The following is a 22614-nucleotide window of genomic DNA, read 5'->3' on the forward strand; positions in this document are numbered from 1 at the left end:
AGTTTGTTCTTGCCAGTACTGCATCTGAAATCTTCAGCTTGCGAAGATCAGCATTTTTTAGCAGTCATCAGCGAGACAAGATTTGGTCATAGAGTTTAGCGTAACGTTCAGCTTGAAGGATTAATGAATACTCTTGTAGAGCGATCGAGCGACATTGAACCTGCATTTGTTCGCGCAGTCCATCATCATCGAGCAATTTAACAATGCCATTGGCAAAATCGACCGTATCTTCTGGTTCAGCCAAGTATCCAGTTACGCCCGGTCGAACTAAATCAGGAACACCCCCAATACGAAACGACACCATTGGAGTGCCACACGCCATACTTTCCTGCAACATCAGCGGCAAGTTATCAGCACGAGTCGGAAACACAAACAAATCAGCAGCAGAATACGCGATCGCTTTTAATCGATCGTGATGCAAGTGTCCTAAGCTGACGATCGGCATTCCCACTTCTGAATCGATCGCTTCGCTATTTCCTCCGATCGTGAGTAACACAGTTTCTTGCTTTAAGGACTCCGGTAGATTGATCAACGCTTGCAGTAGTAAATCGGCTCCTTTCCGTCGATCTTTCAAGCTTTCTGCACCGAACAGTAATACTTTCTTGTGCGGTGGAATCCCTAATAGAGTGCGACACTCGATCGGATCAAGCGGCTCAAATACATCAGTATCTAATCCATACGGAATGTGATGAACCTCAAATCGGCTCAGTAGACTTTGTTGAGCTTGTTCGACTAACCATCGGCTTGGAGCAACGATCGTTAAATCCGATCGTTTATAAACATTATCTTTGAGCTTCCATTCCCAAGCTGTGTTATCTCGCTGAATTGCCGGATAGACCGAGGGATAAGGACAATTGCCGCATCCGGTTTTCCAGCGATCGCAGTCGTAACTATAGGCACAATGTCCGGTAAAACTCCACATATCATGTAGCGTAAAAACCGCAGGCTTTGTTTCGGTTAAATCCGCGATCGCTAAATAACTAAAAAAACCACTGTGAAGAATGTGAAAATTGAGCAAATCAGCCGATTGATAGAAATCATGCTTTTTAATGTTGAACGAACTCAAGCAGTGAATGTTATTTAGCCCGATCTTCGAGGTCACACGGCTGAGTCTAAATTCAATTCGATGATTTCTTGCGATCGTATCAGATTCATCCGTCGGCAAGGTTTTAAGACCGCTGAGAATCTTCGACTCGACCTTGACCGAGGGCAAACTCCGGTGCAATCGATACATCGCGATCGCGCCGCCGCCCCCGTTTGCATAGTCACTGTGATTAATCTGGAGAACTTTCATCGCTTTTAGAAAATAGGCTGATAGGCTTCGATTGTCCACTGTCCTTGAGCCGAATTTGCATTCGTTCTAACCACTCGCTTGCAGGAATAGCTCAGTTGAGACTTCATCCACCCTCTCACCACCGGAATCCGGGAAAGATTGCGAAAGGGATTTTTGGGTGCAGCAAGCTTCGATCGCATTTCTGATAAAGATTGCTCTGCTTCAGAGAGATACAGATCGAGATGACCGCTTTTTTGAGCGTTCTGCGATCGAAATCCTGCCAGCGGTGAAGCAATTCCGTATAGTTCAGCCTGACGATAAAACTGCGCCCACAAATCAAAATCACTAGCAAGCTTGTACTCGGTGCTAATCTGTCCGCCGATTTTTTCCCACAAGCTGCGCCGCCAAAAAGTTGATTCTTGCTGAATACTGCCAATTCCACGCGGCGTTTTTGGACTAGCGGGAAGATAGCGACCTTCGAGAAACGCGGCTCGATCGTATCCCGGTACTGAGCGAAATCCTAGACAAAATCCATGCCAATCCCACAATCCTGGATTCAAAGTCGTCAACCAATCAACTTCAGGCAACTCAGTCATGATGCTAGAGACAGTCTTGAGTGCCCAAGGACACTGCATATCATCGCTATTGAGCCAGGTCATGATCTCGCCACTCGATCGAGCAAACCCTTTATTAATCGCGTCATACTGACCCGCATCCGGTTCACTGCACCAATAATAAAGCTGCGACTCGTAGCGCTTGATAATCTCTACACTGCCATCAGTCGAACCTCCATCGATAATGATGTACTCCAGATTCGGATAGTTCTGAGCTAGAACACTCTGAATCGTTGCTTCTAGGAACGGAGCTTGATTGTATGAAGGAGTTACGATCGTGATTTTTGGCAAAGAATTCACTGTAGTTTCACTCACGAATACATCGCTAATACTTTGAATAGGTCTTGGGGATGCTGAAGTTTAGTCCTTAATTCAGGCAGCAGGAGAGACGCAAACCATTCGCGATTTGGAATGCCTAATTTACCCAGTCGTCGCATCAATGGTTTGATCTCGTTGTACGACGCATCCACTTGCTGATATAGCTCAATCCAGTACTCAGACGAGTGTTTACTTACAATCTCTAGCACTTCTTGTTTGCGCTTTGAGCCACCGTTACCCGTCTTGTGACTGTCATGAATTCGATAGACCGCATAGAACTGTTGAACATATTCAAATTCTGCAATTTTAGCTGCACGAATTAGCCAGTCCCAATCCAAAACATAATAATAGTCAAGCTCTAGATTGCCGACCTCCTGCCACAATTTGCGCGTCCAAAATGCGCTTGGCTGTGCAATGTAATCATAGTAAGTCAGCATCATCGGATCAAACGGAGCAGCACATTGAACATCACTTGCGCCTTTCGGTTTTCCAGATTGATAGAGAAACCGCGTATCACCATAAATGAGATAATTACGATCGACCATTCCTCGAAACCGTTGACCCACATCCAGCAGCGTTCCAGGAAGATACAAATCATCTGAATTGAGCCAGCAAAGAATCTCTCCAGAACTCAGTGCCATTCCTTGATTGATCGCATCTGCTTGTCCTTTATCCGGTTTGGAATGCCAGTAAGCGAGTTGCGACTCGTATTTTTGAATGACTTCAACAGTTCGATCGGTGCTCCCTGCATCTAGGACTAGAATTTCCAGGTTGGGATAGTTTTGATTGAGAATCGATAGTAATGTCTCTTCGATGAATTCTCCTTGATTAAAGGACGGAACAATCACTGAAATAGAAGGGTAAGAAGTCATGTCTGATAACGTACAGTGAACCGAGAATAAACGACCTAGAGGATGTTTGAGAAGTATAAAAGGCGGCTTTGCTTCGTTGCCAGTCCGCCCGGAAATAAATCTCCGGGCTAATGGAGGAAACCCCGCTGAAGCGGGCTAAGAGAGCAATACGAAGTTCTTAGCCCAGTTTAGTGGGCTTCCCCCGATCAGCCCGGAGATTGATCTCCGGGCGGGTGAATGCGATGAACGATCGCTCCTCAAACACTCTCTTAACCAGGTGAATGCGATGAACGATCGCTTCTCAAACACCCTCTTAACCAATTGATTTGAAATTACAACTGTTCAACAGCCGATCGAAGTTGCTGCTCATGCTGAAGTCTTCCAGCAACATAGTGAGGATAAAACACCTGAGTTGTAATCTCTTCCCCAAACCCGATCGCGCTTGGAACCTGAAACAAGAGCTTGAGCGACAAACAAGCCGAACTCACCGCAAACACTTGAACCTGATGTTTACAAGACAAATCTGGTTCCAGAAATGCTGCAAGAAAAAATACTTCAAACGGCAAAAAGAACAAACTTGGATCAGAAAGAACAATCACCTGGTGAAACAGTTCCGAACAACGTTGCTTTAGTGCTTGTAGTTTTTTAACACTATCTCGTGGATGCGGCTTGATCACCAATATACTATTCGGCTCAATGCCTGAACTGTTCAAGAACTGGCAATAAGCCTCTAATTCATCCGGTTGCGACATTCGCTCCGCTTCTGACAAATTAGAAGTCAACAGCACCGATACAGGCGCACCTGCAATTTGCTGCTGAAATTCACTCAGATACTCCGAATTCACCAAAGCGGTTAACTGTTGAAACAACGTCAACAATCGAGCCGAATCTGGAACCACGATCGACATCGGTGGCGATTCACCCATCAGCGTCGGCAGCAGCAAATATCCCACATCAAACGGCACCTCTGCCAGCACAGTTTTAAGCTGTAACCCTAATAAAACCTGATGCCGTAACACGCCCCCAAGGAATCGTCCTCGCTCCAAGAGTTTGGCGAAACCAGTTGTCGATCGCGCTTTTGATTCCGAAGGAGCCGCCGCAAACAGCGCTGGAGAACTTTGAGAAAAATAAATCCCAATACTATCGCCATAGCAAATCTTTTCTGCCGATCGATACGCATTGATCAGCAATTGATTGCTAAACTGCCAATTTCGACAGAGATAAATTTCATCCGCCGTCTCTGTTCCAATCAATTCATAGAGTGTTCCAAATATCTTAGATGGACTGGTTGAACTCAAACTATCTGAGATAGCTTTCAGCGTTTGTGGCGTGAGATAAACGATCGAGACCCAATCGCCTAACCGTCTTGCCATGCCTTCCACAAACTGAGCAAACGCCTCCTGTTGTCCTTCCGGTGCATACAGATCGTAAATCACGAGATAGTTTTCGCTTGCGGTCTCCTCGTCTTTTCGATGATGTTCCAACACAGATAGAGCCGTGACCAGTTGGATACTTCCTTGACAGGTCACGACTCGCTTAATCGATCGAGAACTCAAACTGACTTACCTCCTAGAAAGATTCGACTGCACTAGCAAATCACAAACTTCTCTCACAGCCCCTTGTCCACCCGCTTTTTGCGTGATATAAAGCGCGATCGCTTGATTTGCAGGCATCGCATCTGCAACCGTGATTGGACAGCCCACCGCTTGTAAAACAGGCAAATCGATTAAATCATCACCCATATAAGCAACCTGCGACAAAGATAGATCTAATTGCTCACAAAGCTTCTGAATGGTTGCCAGCTTGTCTTCAACTCCAATAAACGTATGCTCAATGCCCAATCGTTTAGCGCGGTACAGGGTTGCACTCGAAAATCCTGCGGATACGATCGCGATATGAATCCCCGCTTTCATTACAAGCTGAATTCCCAAACCATCTTTGACGTTAAATTTCTTTAGTTCTTCGCCTGTTTCGGTGTAGTACAGCCCACCATCGGTCATCACACCATCGACATCTAACGCCAAAAGTCGAATCGTGGAAAGCAGAGCAGAGAATTCAGTGGAGTCAATCATCGCAATTAGTGATAGTTCTCATACGCCAGTTCGGGTCGATCGTCATGCACAAACACTAGATCCATTTGCTGAAGGAATTGATCATACGCTTGGTGCATCGGTTCAATTCACACTCATTGGGTCTGTAACAGTCACGATTCGAGCGAGACAACGGGAGCCGCTTCTAGCGCACTCCGAATGCTCAAAATCTGCTTCAAAACTGCCTCAAGCTGTGCCAGTGGAACCATATTCGGTCCATCGCTCAGGGCAACCTCTGGATCTTCGTGAACTTCCATAAACAACGCATCGATCCCGATCGCAGTTGCCGCCCGCGCCAGAACAGGCACAAACTGTCTCTGTCCCCCCGATTTGTCTCCTTGTCCCCCCGGCATCTGAACGCTGTGTGTCGCATCAAACACGACCGGATAGCCGAGTTCACGCATCTGGGGCAGCGATCGGAAATCTACCACCAGCGTGTTATAGCCAAAACTGGTTCCCCGTTCGGTGAGCAGAATATCTCTCGCGCCTCCGGTTTCTAGCTTTCGCACCACATTTTTCATGTCCCAAGGAGCAAGAAACTGTCCTTTTTTCACATTCACAGTGCGTCCGGTTGCCGCTGCTGCAAGGAGTAAATCCGTTTGGCGACATAGAAAGGCTGGAATCTGGAGTACGTCAACGACTTCTGCTGCGATCGCAGCTTGAGTACTTTCATGAATGTCCGTCAGCACAGGAACGCCAACTTTCTCTTTCACCTTTTGCAGCACAGACAAGCCTTCCTCGATCGCTTGTCCGCGAAAAGAACTAGCAGATGTCCGATTCGCTTTATCGAACGAGGACTTGAAAATCAGCGGAATCTCTAAGCGATCGCAAATCGTGCGAAGCTGATCCGCCATCTTGAGGGTGAAATCCTCAGATTCGATCACACAAGGACCTGCAATCAGAGCAAGCGGCAACCCTGAACCAATAGAAAGCGAATCGGTCACTCGAATCGATGTCATGAAGTCAACCTCAAAAGTAAATGTTCTCGGTTTCAGCTATTTGGGTGTCATTCCCCAAGCGAGTAAGGTTCGAGTTCTGAGGGGAAGATCGATCACATGGTAGACCACAATACTCACCATCAGCGCAAACAACACCAATCCAATTTGATACTGAATCCCCAAGAAATAATAGGCAGCAATGAACGCAGGAACATGGAATAGATAGAGAGGATAGGAAATCGCGCCCAGATAATCAAACACATCCAACAATCGAGTCGGCAGTTTGATCTGAGTCGCGTAGATGACAACGAGACAGCTTGAGATGTACGTGAGATTTGTAAATTGACCATCAAAACTGTTGAATGACAGTAAGATGACTCCCACGAAAATCAGCAGCGCTTTGATATGGTCGTTGCGTCCCGCTTCTCGTCGATACCAAAATCCTAAGAGCCATGCCCACAACAGCAAGATCGCTCCTAAACCAAACTCTAGATGCGAATAGTACGGCAGATTTAATTTGGGATACACCGCATACGTTACGGCGGAAATGCAAATCAATGCAAAAATCGATCGATTACTGAGTTTGAGAAACCAAGGTGCGAACAAGTAGTAGAGAAACTCTACGCTCAGTGTCCAGAGAATCGGATTCGAGGAAATCGGCTTAAAAATAAATCCCTGTAGTAGCAGCAAATTGCCAATGAAATCCCCTTTGCTCGGTAAGACCAGCGGAAAAGAATTGCCACCGGGTGTTTTAAGCTGAGAACCCAGTATGAGAAACGGCAAAATTGACGCAATCACCGCAAGAAAATAGAGCGGATAGAGCCGCAAAACCCGCCGTCGATAGAATCCTTGCGGCGTTTTGATCACCGAATGCGCGATCGAGTAACCTGAAATAATCAAAAATCCTAGAACTGCGGAAAAGCCATCAAAGTGATTGAACCGAAGCAAATAACTATTTGAAGGAACAAACCAGGATAAATGTGTACATAGAACGATCCAAGCGAGAAAAAATCGGAACCCAGCTAAGATTTTCCACTGCATAACAGGAACTCAGCTCCAGCATAGAATAAGGTCAGAAGCGGGTCAGGGATTGAGAATCGTCTAACTTCGTATCCGTTACTCTTCAAGAGGCTGTTTGAGAAGTATAAAAAGGCTCTGCGCTTCGATTGCATTTCGCCCATGATTAGAAATCACGGTCTATCGAAACAAAGTCCGCTAAAGGGGACTGAAAGCAGTTTTAGTAAGCTCCTCAGTCTGTTTCAACAGACTTTGTTTCGATAGCCCCGAATTCCATTCGAGGGGCGATAGAGGCAACAAACGATTACTTCTCAAACATCCTCTAGTTCAGCTTGAAATTAGTCCAAAACATTCACACTGTCATTGTCATCGGCGCGATCGAGTGCAACCTGTCCTCGATCGCTAAAGAGGGAACTAAACCACGACCAGCAATCTAAGCTGCCATCAAGATCCTGCGAACACTGATAGACATCAACATCAGCCGAATCACCGCGATTGCTGTCACCAATCCTTGAAATGCCCAAGGTCCAATCGGAACTGTCCAATCTAACAAAGGCAGCGTTTCAAATCTCACACCATAAGCAACGGGAAAATATAAAAAGGTTGCCCAGGAGGAGATCAGGCATAATCGCAGAATCGATCGAGAATTAGAAAAACAAGCGATCGGCAAAATCCACAACAGAAACTGGGGTGAATAAAAAACCGAAAAGGACATAAAACCGAGCAGTGAAATCAAAAACGCATCAATCAGGGCTTGGAATGTTTTTGGACGAAGTGCCATTGCAATCAGCGGGAAAGCAACTTGCAACATCTGAGCAATCCAAGGATAGTCAGAGATACGCTTCAATCGATAGAACCGAGTGAAATACACGATCGCGTCATACGTAGACTCGCCGTTTAGCTCTCGATTGCTATGAAACAGATAGGGAGCAACCAACCCTTCCCATCCGCCATACAGCAGCACAATCAAATTGCCAAAAACCCAAGGTGCAAGACATACCCCTACAATTTTGACTGCATCCCTCATTCCTCGTCTCTGCAACACATACACAAAGTAGCTCGGTACGAGAAATAGCGCATAACCTTTCAGCGCGATCGCCATTCCAATACACAATGCTCCCCGCATATACTTAGAATCGCGAATGTACAACAGTGCCATAAAAGTCGCGATCGCTGGAAAAATGTCGTAGCGAAAAATCGTGAAATACAGCGGTGCAGGAGCCAACCAAATCCAAACCGCTTGTTTTGAACACCGTTTATAGATGCGATACGCCAACCACGAATACAGCACCCAAGCCGTCGAAATCCACACCCCATCGAATGCTTTGCGCGTCTCGATCCATCCCCCTGATATCGATCGAATCCCTTCTGCTACAAATCGACAACTGCCAAAAATGACGTTTGCCAATAAGGGATACTCCGAAAACACTTCTCGATACAGTCTTCCAGCCCCGCTCACCCAAGCGGTCGGAGCATAATACGCATTGAGATCCCCTGGATCATAAAACCATCGAACTTTTTCAGAAGCAGAGGTCAGAACCTCGATTTGATGAATAACAATCCCTAACGAAAAGCCTAGTAATAGGAGCACCCAGTAACCCGACAAAGACCAACCGAAACCCCTCGTGCTTAAGTGACTTCTCATGGTACTGGTTGTGATGAATGGTAAGGTTTATTGAGTCATCGACCAAAGTCCGCCTGGGTGTAATGGTTTGAGTGGATACTGTTTGCTGAGGGTCTGTGTTAGGGACGGAGACGGTTTGTACAGAAACACCGTCTTGAATTGCTGAGGAATTTTAGGAGCGGCGGGATCAATCACAAGCTGCATCTTCACCTCTCGATTCAGCAGGTGAGCCAGTGAGAGAATATCGCCCAATGTGCCTCCACCTTGAGCCATTTCGCTACTGATCACGAGCGGAGATTCGACCTGATTAATCAGATCTGCCACCGCTTGATAGCTACTGCTGTTTCCTTGTCTGAATTGCACGGGCATCGACAGTGCGCCAACTGCAAAAATCATCACCGCTACCAGTTGCCATCCTTTCTGCTGCCACGGTTTTGCCTGGTCAGAGGTCATCTTTGAGGCAAGCCAATAAGCAACAGCGATGTGTATTCCTAAATAGCACGGAAAGAAGTATCGGCTATTGGTTGAGCGAATTCCTCCTAACAGTAAATCTTGCAGCATCAGCACCACGGGCAGCGGCACGATCGCACTAATCACAAAGAGCCAGACGCGGCTTGAAGTGCGCCGACACAGCACATAAAACGAGAGAATTACGACTGCGATCGTAAGGAGTGCGATCGCGTTTTGAAGTCTTCCTGGAAACAGAGCAGGCTTCAAAAACGCTTCCTGAAAATTAACCAGCCAAACTTTGGTCAGTGCCTTGAGCGGCAGTGTTTGAGTCATCCAGGCGGTTGCATCTTTCATCTTTCTAAGATTGATGAAGAGTGCATAGAGCCAGGGTGAGAACGCGATTAATCCAGCGATCGATGCTGCGACATAAGCAAGGGTCGTGCGATTGATCCGAAAGCGCTCAAGGACGAAAATGTAGATGCCATGTCCGAGCATTACGAAACATGTGACTAGATTACTATACAATCCCAATGCTGTCACTAGAGCGTATAGCGCCCAATGTTTCCAGGTTTGTTGTCGAATGGCTCTAAGTAAGGTGAGGTGCATGAGTAAAATCAGCACTGTCCACACGGTATAGTGTCGAGCTTCTGCGGCGTAATAGACTTGAAACGGAGACACCGCTAGTAAACCTAATGCAATCCAGCCTACGATCGAGCTTCCGAATAGTTCTAGACACAGCCAGTACAAGCAAGGAAATGCCAGCAAGCTCCACAGCACTGAGAAGATGCGGATAGCAACCAGATCATTGCCAAATCCCGCCATCCAAAATCGGGTGAGCAAAAAATAGAGCGGAGTCAGCGGCTGATCATCATTGGCTGAGTTAACCAGCATATCGATCGTGGTTTTCTCTGGGGTGAGTTGCTGAAACTTCAACACGTCATCAATGCTGAGAACGCGACCGTGAAAGAGTCCGTTGAGGATATCTGCGACGGTATATCCAGCGGCTCTATATAAAGTCAGGGTTTCATCGTGCCAGTAAACGCGATCGCTAAGATGGGAGAAGCGAAACACCACGCCAAGTGCAATCACGCCGAGCATGATGAATTTGACCCAGTTGAGAGCGCGTTTGCGATGTTGGGGAAGAACAGTTTGCATCGTCAAAGTTTGCGGTGAGAAGATGAATCGATCGAAGGCTTTGTCACTCCGTTAATCAAGAAGTGAACAGACATTGAAGACAGCATGAGCAGTTTTTGCGGTCGAGAAAGCTTCAGTCCACGTAACAGCGATCGAGCCGTTTCAAATTCTTCGGGGAGCGGATGAGCGATCGATTTGAATTCGTGGGCTACACTACCAGGAATATCGAATTTTTGAGCTAGAAAGTCAAATAAGCGATCGACTGATTGGTTATAGCGATCGAAATAATCGGGTGGTTTAGTTTTGAGGGTTCCATAGTGACCATTGCTGCCGTGAACGCGATATTTGACCAAAGGCGCTTCGAGGTAGAACTTTCTTGCTCCAACGATCGAGGCTCCGTATACTAAGCAGTCATCCGCCCGAATTCGCCAATCTTCGAGGAAGGGCAGTGGAAAGAGTTTCTCTAAAACGCTGCGGCGCATGGAAACGGTTGAAGTGCGATGACCGATCCAAGTCTTGCGATGCAACGTGGTTAGCTTGGAATATCCTAAGTCGCGATAGTTCCGTTTTGAGAAACACTGGGGCGGATAGCAACTCGATATTCGTTCCTCAGCCCCAAAAAAGTCTGCACTGAGAAATAGAAACTCACAAACCGGATGTGCTTGATAGAACTTTAGAATCGTTTCGATGTAAGTTTCCTTGTACAAATCGTCTGCATCAAGAAAGCAAACCAAATCTCCAGTCGATGCCTCGAATCCAGCTTGAAAAGCAGCAAGTTGACCTTCGTTTTGCTCTTTGAGAATGAGCTTGACTGCTTCGGACTGTCCGAATTTATCTTGTAGAATCCGAGCAGAATCATCGGTTGAACGATCATCAACGACAATAATTTCGTCAACCTTTACCGACTGCTGCAACACACTTTCGATCGCTTCAACCACATAGTTCTGATAGTTGTAGTTATTGATTAAGACTGAAACTTTCATCAGGTTTACAGATTAAGCTTTTTGCAGCAAAGAGCGATCGACAATTCGCTTCATTCGACGAACCAGTTGGATCGAGTCTAGTTGTTGACGCAGTTGAGTCGAAAAGGTGAGACTTTCAAAGGTTAGAACGGGAGCATCTGTCTGTACACGTTGATACACGAGACACACCCCTTTACCCATTTCTTCGTAGATACGATCGGGAGTCATCACGCCTAATCGAACAGGAGAAAGTTGCTGAGTGCGTAATCGTCGATCGAGCCATTTTTTCAGTTGCGGATTCGTTCCAACCCATAGCAATAAGCCACCGTTTGAGATCAATGGCTCAACTTCCTGTAACAGTTTCTCGGCTGCTGTCATTGTTGTAGGTAAATCGACCATCACAATTTGCATCGATCGCGATGGCAACTCAACAGGCAGCGATCGGACATTGACTTGATCGCTCACTCCTACTTGAGAACACCATTGTTCGATCGTATTCGTCTCGGCTTCGGTCTGAACACAGGTGAGATCTAATCGCTGTAAATCTGCTAAGTCTGAAATCAATCGATGGTTCGTTCCTCGCCAGTACAGCAACTTTATTCGCGGATTCAAACGATGCAGTTCTTGAATCAATTCATAGACTTCGATGCGGGTTTTGAGCGCTTCAGGAGTGGAATCGATCGAGACACTAGCTCGTCGATCGTGAGCTAAGTTAAACGGCGGTTCAATCTCATTTGCCAGAATGCAGCGATACAACTGCTGTTTCATCGTCGGTTGTAAATAACAGTCCCAGAGCTTTTGATGTCCTGCTGCTGCAATTTGAGCCGCTTGATCGGGATGCTGAAGATAGTACTCGATCTTCTCTAAGAGTTCTGCTTCATTGTTATAGCATTCGAGATGAACGCCTTCCTCAAACAGCGAGAACAATCCAGACTGTACACTGAGCCGATCGGTAAGCAAAAATCCGCCCGCCATCAGCACTTCATAGACGCGCCGATTCGTATCGCCATTCAAACTAAAATTCAGCACAATGTGTGCTTTCGTATAGTCCTCTAAACAATCGATGTAAGGCTTCTGAGCAATATCAACCTCGACTCCAGACTGTTGTAAAAATTGCAGCAACCGAGTTCGTTGTACATGATGCGACGACTGCGATCCCCGAAAAACCACATCATAGATCTTTTCAGAATGCGATCGTGTTCGATGCGGCTGAATCACATAAGTTCCAGGAACCCAGAACACATTTTTTAGTCCCGCTTCAACAAAAAAGTGTAAGTGCTGAACGCCTTGATACACCCAGTGATAATCGCATTGCAACTCCTGGCAGTACTCGATAATTCCGCTGAGAGACCCATCACCCCAGTGGAAGGTATCGCCCAGTTTCATCACCGCTGGACAAGGTAATTTTTCTAGTCCTCGTGGTTTGAAATGTAGTGTCCGAGCCGAAAACCCGGCAAAATCAGGCTGAAAATCGGCTGGAAGCTTCTCTAGAATCAGATCAATATCAAATTCGCCCCAAGGAACCGCGATCGCTCGACCTGCCTCGATCGCTTCTTGAGGCGGTTGCGGGCAAGCGACAATAATTTGCGCTTCTGGTTCTTCAAGCTTGTATTCGGGCAACGCCGCAGGGAACGGACGGATCGACAATTCTTTTGGTTTGAACATTGAATCAACCTTGAGCCGCGATCGACAATTGAGCTAGTTCGAGATCTTCAGGGGTATTAATTTCGAGAATTGCTTGGTGCGTATGACACACCCGAATCTCAAATCCATGTTCTAAAACTCGCAGTTGTTCTAGCCCTTCGCACTGTTCGAGCGGCGTGGGAGTCAGTTGGGCATAGTTCGCCAAAAAGTCTCTACGAAAAGCGTACAGTCCCAAATGGTGAAACACAGGAGCAACTCCCGCAGTGCGAAAATAGGGAATAGGAGCGCGAGAAAAGTACAAGGCTCGACCTTTAAGATCGCATAGAACTTTGACGCTATTGGGATCAGAATGTCCGGTCTTCACATTCAGCGGACAAGCTAAAGTCGTCATCTCTGGCTGTTCCCCCTCTAAGTACGGCACAACCAATTCGGTTAACATCTCTGGAGTAGCAAACGGTTGATCGCCTTGAACATTGACCACCACATCCACATCCGGATAGCGTTCTGCTACTTCTGCAACTCGATCGGTTCCGGTTAAATGCTCGCTGCTGGTCATTTCAACTACGCCACCAAAGGCGCGAACACAATCAGCAATTTTTTCACTATCCGTTGCGACCACAACTTGATCAAACACCGTACAACGTTTAGCCGCTTCGTAAACCCGTTGAATCATGGGTCGATCGCCAATTTGCACGAGTGGTTTTCCTGGAAATCGCACCGAATCATAGCGTGCAGGAATCACGGCAAGAATTTGCATTACAGCCCACTCCGAATAATGTCATGTAACCGAATCAGTCCCAGACAGTGACGTTCTGGATCAACCACAGGCAGCACAGAAATTTGAGAAGGTCGCTCTTCCATCAGTTTGAGCGCATCATACGCTAGAGCATCCGGAGTCGTCACAACAGGCGCTAGAGTCATCATTTGATGAGCCGTGAGAGTGTTCAACTCGATCGCATCTACTTTCGCAATCCATCGCCGCAAGTCGCCATCAGTAATCAATCCCAAAAGATAGCCCTGAACATCGACGATCGTGACCGCTCCCAATCCACCTTGCCCGATCGCGCTGACAATTTCCAGCCAAGGCGCTTCAGGACTTAGTTTCGGATAGCTATCAGCCGAGTGCATCACATCCGCCACCCGCAACGTTAACCGTTTCCCTAACCGCCCTGCGGGATGATTCAGCGCAAATTCTTCCTGAGTTAATCCTCGCATTTGCATCAATGTCATCGCGATCGCATCTCCGATCGCTAACGCCACCGTTGTACTGGTCGTGGGCGCTAAATTCAACGGACAAGCTTCACGATCGACGGTTGCATCTAATACGACATCTGCTTGCGCTGCCAAAGTCGAATTCAAATTGCCTAAAATTGCAATTAAATTCACCTGCCGATGTTTCAAATGCGGCAACATTGCTAACAGTTCCTCAGTTTCACCGCTGTTACTCAGCAGCACAACCACATCCGCGCTAGTCACAATTCCTAAGTCTCCATGCAGTGCTTCACAAGGATGCAGGAACAATGCCACTGTGCCGATACTACAAAGCGTCGCAGCGATTTTTTTTGCCACAATGCCCGATTTGCCGACTCCAGTTAGTACAACCTTTCCAGAACAATGAGCAAGTAAGTTTAGGGCGGCTGCTAAAGAGTCTCGATCTAATCGATTTGCTGCTTGATCGATCGCATTCGCTTCGAGTTTGAGCAATGCGATCGCGTATCTAACATCCGTAGTCTGAGTCAGTGAGTGCATGATCAATCAAACCAGTTGGGGTTTCCAAAGCTTTCGGACGGATTTGAGCGCAGAAGTCGCTTGTTTTAGCACATTCGCTTGAGGGGGAGAATTTCCAGCCATCAAATCCTGGCGAACATACGATCGAATCAAGCTCAAATCGATATCAGTTTGCAGAACCGTTCCGTCCGCGATCGCATCACGGAAGTACTGAAACCACAACTCACCATAAGAATGATTCGGATGCTTCCAGGGCTGAGTTGAAAGATTCGTGTAGTGAATCAAACGAGTGTCTTGATCGTAGGAGTCGAACACATTCCAGCGCGGATCGAGTTCCTCGATCGAAAAGGGATGATGCTTGAGAAAACGGGGACTCATACAAGAGAAATCTTCGTAGGTATATAATCCTTGAGCAATCTCTTCAAAGTACAGTTCCAGATCAAATTGACACTTCTCACAGTCGATCAGCATCACGCTCAATCCCCACAACGCTTCACCCGCATGAGAATAAGCTTCTGGTTTCGCGAGAAAATCGCAGCCCTGAAGATCCGTGTCAATCAGTTCTCCAATGTCTCTCAGGCAAATCGTATCTGAGTCGATGTAGATTGCTTTCCCTTGATAGCCACACACTTGAGGAATCAGATAGCGATACAGACTAAACTCAGTGACGTTTTTGTATTTCACCTTGAGCGACATCGGAGCAATGACTGGCTCTTGATCATTTAGCTCGATCGCGTTGTGCGTTCCGTTAAACACATAGATATCGATCGGTCTCTGAGTATGTTTCCGCAACGAGTGAATGCAAACCTTTCGTTCGAGTAGACTTGCTTCACCGGAGCCAATGAAGACGCGAATCGGTTCGGATTGAATCATAGAAGGTGCTTTAGCGGATAATCGACTTCAAGCGTTTGGCGACTGAAACGGGAGCAGGAACGAGAGGTCTTCTCGCCCTGGGTGTTTCAAAAATCACATTGAACAATCGACGATAGGAACCTTCAGGGCAAGTGAGCGGTTTTACTCCATGCCAGGCACCAGGCGTATTCTTAAATAGAAAACTATGATTGTCAATGATTTGAGCCGGGATTTCAGTGGTGAACTCAGTAAAATCTGGATTCATTGCATCAGTCTGCTTTCCATCCAGCACCAAGACCGAGCCACCCCAGTCTGGGTTCCAGTCTTGGTGTGTATTGAAGTAGAAAATATGAGTTCCAATCTTTTCCACAGCATCTGCATGAGGAGAGACTTCAGAGTGAGTCACTCCAACGTGCCACGCATAGCGAATTTCAAACTTATTGACTCGAAACAGTTGCTTGATCAATCGCTGATACGGCTCACTGGTTTCAATCTCGCGAATAAAGGCTCGCCAAGCTTCCGGTAATTGTTTATATTTCACCAATCCTTGACCTTCTTTCTGAGCGCCATAGATCGAGGTTTCATAAGCAAGATAGTACCGATTATGTGGGCGCTGTCCATACATTCGTTCGATGCCATTGTGTTGCTCAAACAGTTCCAACGACGGGAACGCCTGATAAAGGACTTCAAAGCCTTCGGGTGTGAGAAATTGCTCAAAGTCAAACCAAGGAAACGGCTTTCTTTCAGTAAACAGGTGATGTTCAAACGATTCGATTTGGTCGTAGTTCAGAAATTGCTGCGTCATCGTCTTTCGCTAAAAAAGCTCTCGTCTAGTTAGTTAATTCAAAAATTGCTGAATTGCGAGAGAGAAATTCTCCCAACTCAAATGCTCGACTGTTTTGCGGATATCGGTTGTCGATCGATATGCCTGCTCGATCAAGTCCCGAATCACTTCGGGTGGACTCCCGACTTCAAACAAAAATCCATTCTGTCCGTGCTGAATGATGTCTGGTGCAAATCCTGTATGACTGACTACCGGAAAAACATTACACATCATCGATTCAATCAACGGGATTGGTCCTCCTTCTAGCTGCGAGGTAGAAACAAACACATCCATTTGCGCGTAGTAACCGGGATAGTCCGAATAAGGCGCTTCCACATAGGTAAAATTCGGTTGCGCCAACATTTCCGAAAAGCGATCGTATTCTTCCCATTTGCGACCAAGCAGCAGAAATTTCCGATTCGGCATCAATTGAATCAATTGCCGAATGGTGTCCGGTGCTTTCAAGTCTTTATAGGAAGAACAAAATCCAATCATTCCTTGCGATCGCTCATGCGGTTGAAAGAAAGTCGGATCGGCTCCACCTAAAATCGTGGTGACAGTCTTCTCCTGAACGCCTTGATCGCGCAATAGTTTCACGAAAGCAGAATTCGTGGCAACCACTTTTGTCGATCGATTGAGCGCATGGACTAATTCCGCCTCTCCTGTCCCAATCGGTTTGGGATGCGTGTACCAAATCACGGACTTCGCACCCCAGACATGGGGCGTGTTTTTGAGTGCGATCGGGTACAGCGAATAGTGCGAAAAGAAATACGCTTTAGCAGGTGGAATGTTTGACAATCCATAATGGAAGCAATACTTCCCAGGAAAATAAGTGGCAATCTCGCGAGGAATCGCTTCTAAAATCCACCCCCGTGTACTGTCTAGAATAATGAAAACGAGATCGTAACTCTCCTGCGTCTGAGCTTGACCGAAAATCTTAGCCCGCTGGAATTTTAGATAAGATTTCCAATAGTCAATCTGATAGCTATTGTCTCGTAAAGCCAATCTGAGTAGTTTATCCAGCGTGTAATTCAATGTAGTAACCATACGCAGTGTGTGACGTTCAAGGAACTAGGTTGAAATCGCAGGCTTATCTTTCTGAAGAAGCGTTTGCAATAGAAAAATACTGATCTTGAGAAACTGCTTGAGTACAACAGGAGAAGTCGAACACAGTAGCGCTTCACGGAGGTACACCACCGCAACCTCAAATTCTCTTCGATCGACCATTTTCTTCGCCTGACTCACAGAGTATTTACCGTAGTATTTCAACGCTGCATTAGTCAGTCGTTTCGCCTGCTCGACAGGCAACTCTGACCGCATCATTGCGATCGCGTGTCGTAACTCCCGCATATTCTCGCCTGTGCGGTAACGTCGTCCGGTGATCGAATTCGAGTGAGTCCGATAGCGAGCCAGCGTTTCCACCTCATAAGCGATCGGGTAACGAGCCGCAATCCGCACCCACATTTCCCAATCCTCGCCGTAGATAATTCGTCGATCGAATCCACCCAGGGTTTCGTAGACTTCGCGACGAACAACGATCGAGGGGGTTTGAATCCTCGATCGTGTGGTCACTTTTTCTAACCAGTTCTCCAAAATGCCACTCTCAGGCTGTTCTAGCACCTCGTGATAGTGCAGATCACTCTGTTCGTTCATGTACTGATGCCGACAGTAAGCAGCCCCAATCTCAGGGTGTTGCTCAAATAACTGCTGCATCTTGGCATAGAACCCTGGTAGAACGCAGTCGTCTCCATGCAGTAGATGAATCAGCCTGCCGCGAGAACGCATCAGACAAGTTTCAAAATTGCGAATTGAGCCGACATTTTGAGGCTGGCGATAAAACTGCACTCGATCCTGACCCAGTTCTGCAACCACGGCAGCCGGATCATCTTGAGTTGATCCATCATCGACCACCTCAATCTGCATCCAGCTTGAATCAGGAGCTTGAGACAGAACGTGAGTCAAGGTTTCGCGCAGATAGTCAGCACAGTGATAAGTAGGAATCATCACCGACCACAAAGGACGATGTTCTCCTACGGGTACAGGTGCGATCGCTGCCCGATGCGGGTGAGTAAAGCTTGTATTCATGCAGTTAAACGCAGTGGAAATTCGTGGGAAGATTCAGCCTTAGAGAATGTGTGAAAAGTATAAAAAGCGGCTTTGCTGCGTTGCGAGTCCGCCCGGAAATAAATCTCCGGGCTAATGGAGGAAACCCCGCTGAAGCGGGCTAAGAGAGTAATTTGGAGTTCTTAGCCCAGTTTAGTGGGCTTCCCACGGTTAGCCCGGAGATTCATTTCCGGGCGGGTGAATGCGATAAACGATGACTTCTCAAACACCCTCTTAGAGAATGTGTGAAAAGTATTAAGAAGGTTCTTCGCTTCGATTGCATTCCACCCGTGATTAGAAATCACGGTCTATCGGAACAAAGTCCACTAAAGGGGACTGAAAGGCGCTTATATTAAGTCTTTAGTCTGTTTCAACAGACTTTGTTCCGATAGCCCCGAATTCTATTCGAGAGGCGATTCATGCGATGAACAATTACTTTTCAAATATGCAGCCCTACAGCACCACCCAAGTCGAGGGAATCAGATCGGATGTGTTTTGAAAGAACGGTTTCACCTGAGTAGAAAACCAGTTTTTAGGTGCATACACTAACGGATTAGGAGCATTCGAGAGCCAAGCACCCCACCAGCTAAAACTACTGTTCGCAATGATGAAGGATTTGCACAGTGACATCAGCATCAAATCCTCGTAGTTCGTATTCCCTCTGATTACAGTTTTGGAAGGTGCAAAATCTAAATTTGCTTCTGCCCAGTCTGGATCATCGGAAAAGACAAAGACTTGAGGATCAGGAACCGCATAAGACAGCTTTTGAAAGGCATTCTGGTAGTAACTCACCGAACACAATTCAAAAGCAGAATCGGTTAGATAGTCGCCCCGACGCACATGAATACAAAGGGCATCAGACGATCGAATGCGATCGGCATAAAATTGAGCATTTTGGCTCATGGGCTGCTTTAACGTCAGTTCTTGCTGAAGAATCTGTCGAATGTCTTTGAAGTATTGTTCCGATTGCCAGTAGCCATCTAAGTAGGAATTGTTCGGAGCTTTCAGCAGCTTTGGATAGAAGTTGAAGTGCGGCTCTTTGATCAATCTCGATCGATTGACCCATCGCTCTCCAGTGAGTCGCTTATAGACCCTTTCTAAGCCTAGAATCCGTCGGTATTGCAGCGATTCAATCTCCTGCCGAGTCGCGATCGTCGCTGAAATATTGAAGTGCTGCAATCCATACTGCCGCAGCTTGTTGTACTCAAAGGCACCAATATCAAGCTTGAATTCAGTCTTGTGATAATGCGCTAAACGCCGACCACAAGCATACTGAAAAAGCTGATTACCAAGCCCGCAATGAATATTAGAAATAATCATGCAGTGTCTCTCGTGCTAAGTTCTGATTGCTTCACATCTAGCGAATAGAGGCTAAGGTCAGCGGCTCACCTTGTCCATCCAACAGGGAAGTCTCCATCGGATTGAGCATAAAGCCCACTTTAGACACTCTGACAAAGTTGCCTGCACCATCACTGTATTCTGCAATTTCTAACATTGCTGCTCGTTCTGTATAGTGGAACGTTTGATGAGCAGTCGAAAGCCCAACTACGATCCAATATCGACCTGCTCCAAGAATAATTTTCTCCTCTCGAAATAGCATCTGATATTCACCAGGCTGAATGTCACAGGGATCGCTCCAACACGTTCTCAGCGGCAAATCTTCCGTTGAACAGAGTCCCATCCCAATGATGAAATGCGGCATCGCCTTCGTAACCACAAAGTGAACTCGAACTTGCCACGGGCGACCGACTGGAATTGATGATGCAGGTTCTCCAAACTCATCTTCTAGGGAGACGCGAACAGCATAGCCCGGAGCATCTTTCATTTTCGGCGGCGGGAGTTCATTCGTCGCTTTAATCGTGGCTCCGCTCTGAATGTAATATTGCAGCACTTCAGAAACTTCACCCTGGCGTTCTACCTGTCCATGTTTCATCAGAACCGCAGTCTTGCACAGATTTCGCACCGCAGAGATATTGTGGCTGACAAACAAAATGGTTCGTCCTTCGTTGGCAACGCTTTCCATCTTGCCCAGGCACTTCTTCTGAAACTGCACATCGCCCACGGCTAGGACTTCATCCACAATCAAAATCTCAGGCTCTAAGTGAGCCGCAACCGCAAAGGCAAGCCGCACATACATCCCAGAGGAATAGCGTTTGACAGGAGTATCTAAGAATTTCTCTACTTCTGCAAAAGCAACAATTTCATCGAACTTGCGACTAATTTCTGCTTTACTCATGCCTAAAATGGCACCGTTTAAGTAGATATTTTCCCGTCCGGTGAGTTCTGGGTGAAAGCCTGTTCCCACTTCAAGCAAACTCGCTACTCGTCCCCAGATATCGACTTGACCGCGTGTTGGCTCTGTAATTCGGCTGAGGACTTTGAGTAACGTCGATTTGCCTGCACCATTACGCCCAATGATCCCCACACGATCGCCTTGTTTAACCTCAAAGGAGACATCTTTCAGCGCCCAAAATTCTTCACGACTCATCCTTTGATTGTGCGAGGATGGCTTTAACAGTCGTTGAGCAAACTGTTTGGCTCCTTGGGCAAGCACATCCCGAAAAGTATTGTTCCAGCGATTTCCACTTTGCTGGTGATTGATGATATATCGCTTCCCTAGATTCTCAACTTGAATAACTGTATCAGTCACGTTTCTCGCTCCTGTTCACCTACAAACTTTCTCCTGACCGATTCCACACAGGCGAACCTTAAACAATGTCCACAAAGGTTCGTTCAACCTGCCGAAAATGCCGAACGCCTGTTATCAACAGCACAATGATTAGAACGATCGACAGCGCAAACCCAGGCAGATAAATCTGGGATTCTCCACCCAAAATTGCCCATCGAAATCCTTCGATCACGCCAACCATCGGATTAAGGGAATAAAGCAATCGCCACTTTTCTGGAACCAACGTACTGCTATAGCCAACCGGAGAAGCATAAAGTCCAACCTGAATCACAAAAGGAACAATCTGTCCGATGTCGCGGTACTTCACGGTGAGCGAGGAAAACCAAAGCCCAATTCCTAAAGCAGCCGCAGCCGCAACCAGAACGAAGAAGGGCAGCGTGATGATTTGCCAACTAGGAACGAACTGATACCACGCCATCAGACCGAGTAGAATCATGCCAGCCACCATAAAATCGACAAAGCTCGTCACGATCGTAGTAGCGGGCGCAATCAGACGTGGAAAATAGACCTTAGAGAGCAATCCCGCGTTCGCAAGTAAGCTATTGCTACATTGTCCAAGAGCACTTGAAAAGAATTGCCAGGGCAGCAGTGCAGAATAAACTAGAATCTGATAGGGAGCATTGCTCTGGGTAGGTAGTCTTGCCAAATTTCCAAAGATGATTGAAAAAATCACCATTGTGATGAAGGGGCGAATTAGTGCCCATGCCATCCCGATCGCGGTTTGCTTGTAGCGGACGGTAATATCGCGCCAGGTGAGAAAATAAAAGAGTTCTCGATACCGCCAAAGATCTCTCCAATACTGCTTTTCGAGTTGACCGACTCTCAGCGTTAATCTTGGGGGGGTTGGGGGAGCAGAATGACTCATGAATGACTCTTAATCACAACGACAACTAAAGCAGAAATGCTGGCTCAAGCCCGATTTAAGCTTTTTCAAATACAACGTACTTCTTCAATAAAAACGTGACGATCGACACGATCAGAGCGGCGATCGTAAAAGCGAGTAGCTTCGAGATCTCGATCGGCATCCAGGCATCTAGTAAATAGGCTCTGAGATGAATTGAAATAAACAAACTCAGGATCATACCGAGCAGATGAGCGCCTACGAATTTCAGCGTTTGAGCGAGTGAGAACTGTGCTTGATCTCGAAACGTGATTGTTCGATGAGCAAAGTAACTCAACAAGATACCAACGATGTAAGACAGTACGATCGAGGCAATATATTTTGCTGTGGTATCGTCCTGAATCAGGAAACCGATCAAGCTTCTAACCAAAACTGTAAGCAGCGTTACACCTGCACCTACAAAGAGATAGACAGGGTATTGAGCAAAGATTTTGAATAATTTGACGCGCATTCGCTATCGAGTCTTAAGGGGTGTTTGAGAAGGATAAAAAGCGGCTTTGCTGCGTTGTCAGTCCGCCCGGAAATAAATCTCCGGGCTAATGGAGGAAACCCCGCTGAAGCGGGCTAAGAGAGCAATACGGAGTTCTTAGCCCAGTTTAGTGG

21 protein-coding genes are annotated in these 22614 nt (G+C 46.7%); all 21 read right to left on the minus strand.

All coding sequences use genetic code 11. The features are described from left to right. Positions 1–67: 67 nt before the first annotated feature. A complete protein-coding gene (locus ACQ4M5_RS32830; protein WP_430680021.1) occupies positions 68–1294 on the minus strand; it encodes a glycosyltransferase family 4 protein in 1227 nt (408 codons plus the stop codon). Positions 1295–1299: 5 nt separating this feature from the next. Continuing rightward, the gene (locus tag ACQ4M5_RS32835; RefSeq protein WP_430680022.1) at positions 1300–2187 is read right to left on the minus strand and encodes a glycosyltransferase family 2 protein; all 888 of its coding nucleotides are present in this window, start codon (positions 2185–2187) and stop codon (positions 1300–1302) included. Between the two features lie 11 nt (positions 2188–2198). Further along, a complete protein-coding gene (locus tag ACQ4M5_RS32840; RefSeq protein ID WP_430680023.1) occupies positions 2199–3077 on the minus strand; it encodes a glycosyltransferase family 2 protein in 879 nt (292 codons plus the stop codon). 311 nt (positions 3078–3388) lie between these two features. Then, on the minus strand, positions 3389–4612 hold the full coding sequence (locus ACQ4M5_RS32845; RefSeq protein WP_430680024.1) for a polysialyltransferase family glycosyltransferase: 1224 nt from the start codon (positions 4610–4612) through the stop codon (positions 3389–3391). A 6-nt stretch (positions 4613–4618) separates the two neighbouring features. Next, positions 4619–5128 (minus strand): KdsC family phosphatase, encoded by a 510-nt coding sequence (locus ACQ4M5_RS32850; protein ID WP_430680025.1) that lies wholly within the window; start codon positions 5126–5128, stop codon positions 4619–4621. A gap of 131 nt (positions 5129–5259) precedes the next feature. Next, positions 5260–6105: a 3-deoxy-8-phosphooctulonate synthase gene (gene kdsA, locus ACQ4M5_RS32855; RefSeq protein WP_430680026.1), complete on the minus strand. Its 846-nt coding sequence runs from the start codon at positions 6103–6105 to the stop codon at positions 5260–5262. Positions 6106–6141: 36 nt separating this feature from the next. After that, on the minus strand, positions 6142–7125 hold the full coding sequence (locus ACQ4M5_RS32860) for an acyltransferase family protein (RefSeq protein ID WP_430680027.1): 984 nt from the start codon (positions 7123–7125) through the stop codon (positions 6142–6144). Positions 7126–7534: 409 nt separating this feature from the next. Continuing rightward, the gene (locus ACQ4M5_RS32865) at positions 7535–8692 is read right to left on the minus strand and encodes a hypothetical protein (protein ID WP_430680028.1); all 1158 of its coding nucleotides are present in this window, start codon (positions 8690–8692) and stop codon (positions 7535–7537) included. Between the two features lie 81 nt (positions 8693–8773). Then, positions 8774–10330 (minus strand): glycosyltransferase family 39 protein, encoded by a 1557-nt coding sequence (locus ACQ4M5_RS32870; protein WP_430680029.1) that lies wholly within the window; start codon positions 10328–10330, stop codon positions 8774–8776. Between the two features lie 2 nt (positions 10331–10332). Continuing rightward, on the minus strand, positions 10333–11292 hold the full coding sequence (locus ACQ4M5_RS32875; protein ID WP_430680030.1) for a glycosyltransferase family 2 protein: 960 nt from the start codon (positions 11290–11292) through the stop codon (positions 10333–10335). A gap of 12 nt (positions 11293–11304) precedes the next feature. Then, positions 11305–12936 (minus strand): glycosyltransferase family protein, encoded by a 1632-nt coding sequence (locus ACQ4M5_RS32880; RefSeq protein ID WP_430680031.1) that lies wholly within the window; start codon positions 12934–12936, stop codon positions 11305–11307. Positions 12937–12940: 4 nt separating this feature from the next. Beyond that, positions 12941–13672 (minus strand): 3-deoxy-manno-octulosonate cytidylyltransferase, encoded by a 732-nt coding sequence (kdsB, locus tag ACQ4M5_RS32885; RefSeq protein ID WP_430680032.1) that lies wholly within the window; start codon positions 13670–13672, stop codon positions 12941–12943. Then, positions 13672–14664, minus strand: a complete 993-nt coding sequence (locus ACQ4M5_RS32890; RefSeq protein ID WP_430680033.1) for a KpsF/GutQ family sugar-phosphate isomerase — start codon at positions 14662–14664, stop codon at positions 13672–13674. Before ACQ4M5_RS32890 ends, kdsB begins: the two co-directional genes overlap by 1 nt. A 6-nt stretch (positions 14665–14670) precedes the next feature. After that, complete coding sequence (locus tag ACQ4M5_RS32895) at positions 14671–15516, minus strand: glycosyltransferase (protein WP_430680034.1); 846 nt, start codon at positions 15514–15516, stop codon at positions 14671–14673. 10 nt (positions 15517–15526) lie between these two features. Next, positions 15527–16300, minus strand: coding sequence for a hypothetical protein (locus ACQ4M5_RS32900; protein WP_430680035.1), 774 nt, complete (start codon positions 16298–16300; stop codon positions 15527–15529). A 33-nt stretch (positions 16301–16333) separates the two neighbouring features. Beyond that, complete coding sequence (locus tag ACQ4M5_RS32905) at positions 16334–17365, minus strand: glycosyltransferase family 4 protein (RefSeq protein ID WP_430680036.1); 1032 nt, start codon at positions 17363–17365, stop codon at positions 16334–16336. A gap of 24 nt (positions 17366–17389) precedes the next feature. After that, positions 17390–18403, minus strand: a complete 1014-nt coding sequence (locus ACQ4M5_RS32910; protein WP_430680037.1) for a glycosyltransferase family 2 protein — start codon at positions 18401–18403, stop codon at positions 17390–17392. Positions 18404–18874: 471 nt separating this feature from the next. Further along, complete coding sequence (locus ACQ4M5_RS32915; RefSeq protein WP_430680038.1) at positions 18875–19741, minus strand: alpha-1,2-fucosyltransferase; 867 nt, start codon at positions 19739–19741, stop codon at positions 18875–18877. A 37-nt stretch (positions 19742–19778) separates the two neighbouring features. After that, entirely contained in the window at positions 19779–21071 is a 1293-nt protein-coding gene (locus ACQ4M5_RS32920; RefSeq protein WP_430680039.1) for an ABC transporter ATP-binding protein, read from the minus strand. Positions 21072–21129: 58 nt separating this feature from the next. Then, positions 21130–21975, minus strand: coding sequence for an ABC transporter permease (locus ACQ4M5_RS32925; protein WP_430680040.1), 846 nt, complete (start codon positions 21973–21975; stop codon positions 21130–21132). A 55-nt stretch (positions 21976–22030) separates the two neighbouring features. After that, positions 22031–22462: a GtrA family protein gene (locus ACQ4M5_RS32930; RefSeq protein WP_430680041.1), complete on the minus strand. Its 432-nt coding sequence runs from the start codon at positions 22460–22462 to the stop codon at positions 22031–22033. Positions 22463–22614 lie beyond the last annotated feature (152 nt).

Origin of the sequence: Leptolyngbya sp. AN10, assembly GCF_050565645.1 — a bacterium.
Lineage (GTDB): Bacteria > Cyanobacteriota > Cyanobacteriia > Leptolyngbyales > Leptolyngbyaceae > Leptolyngbya.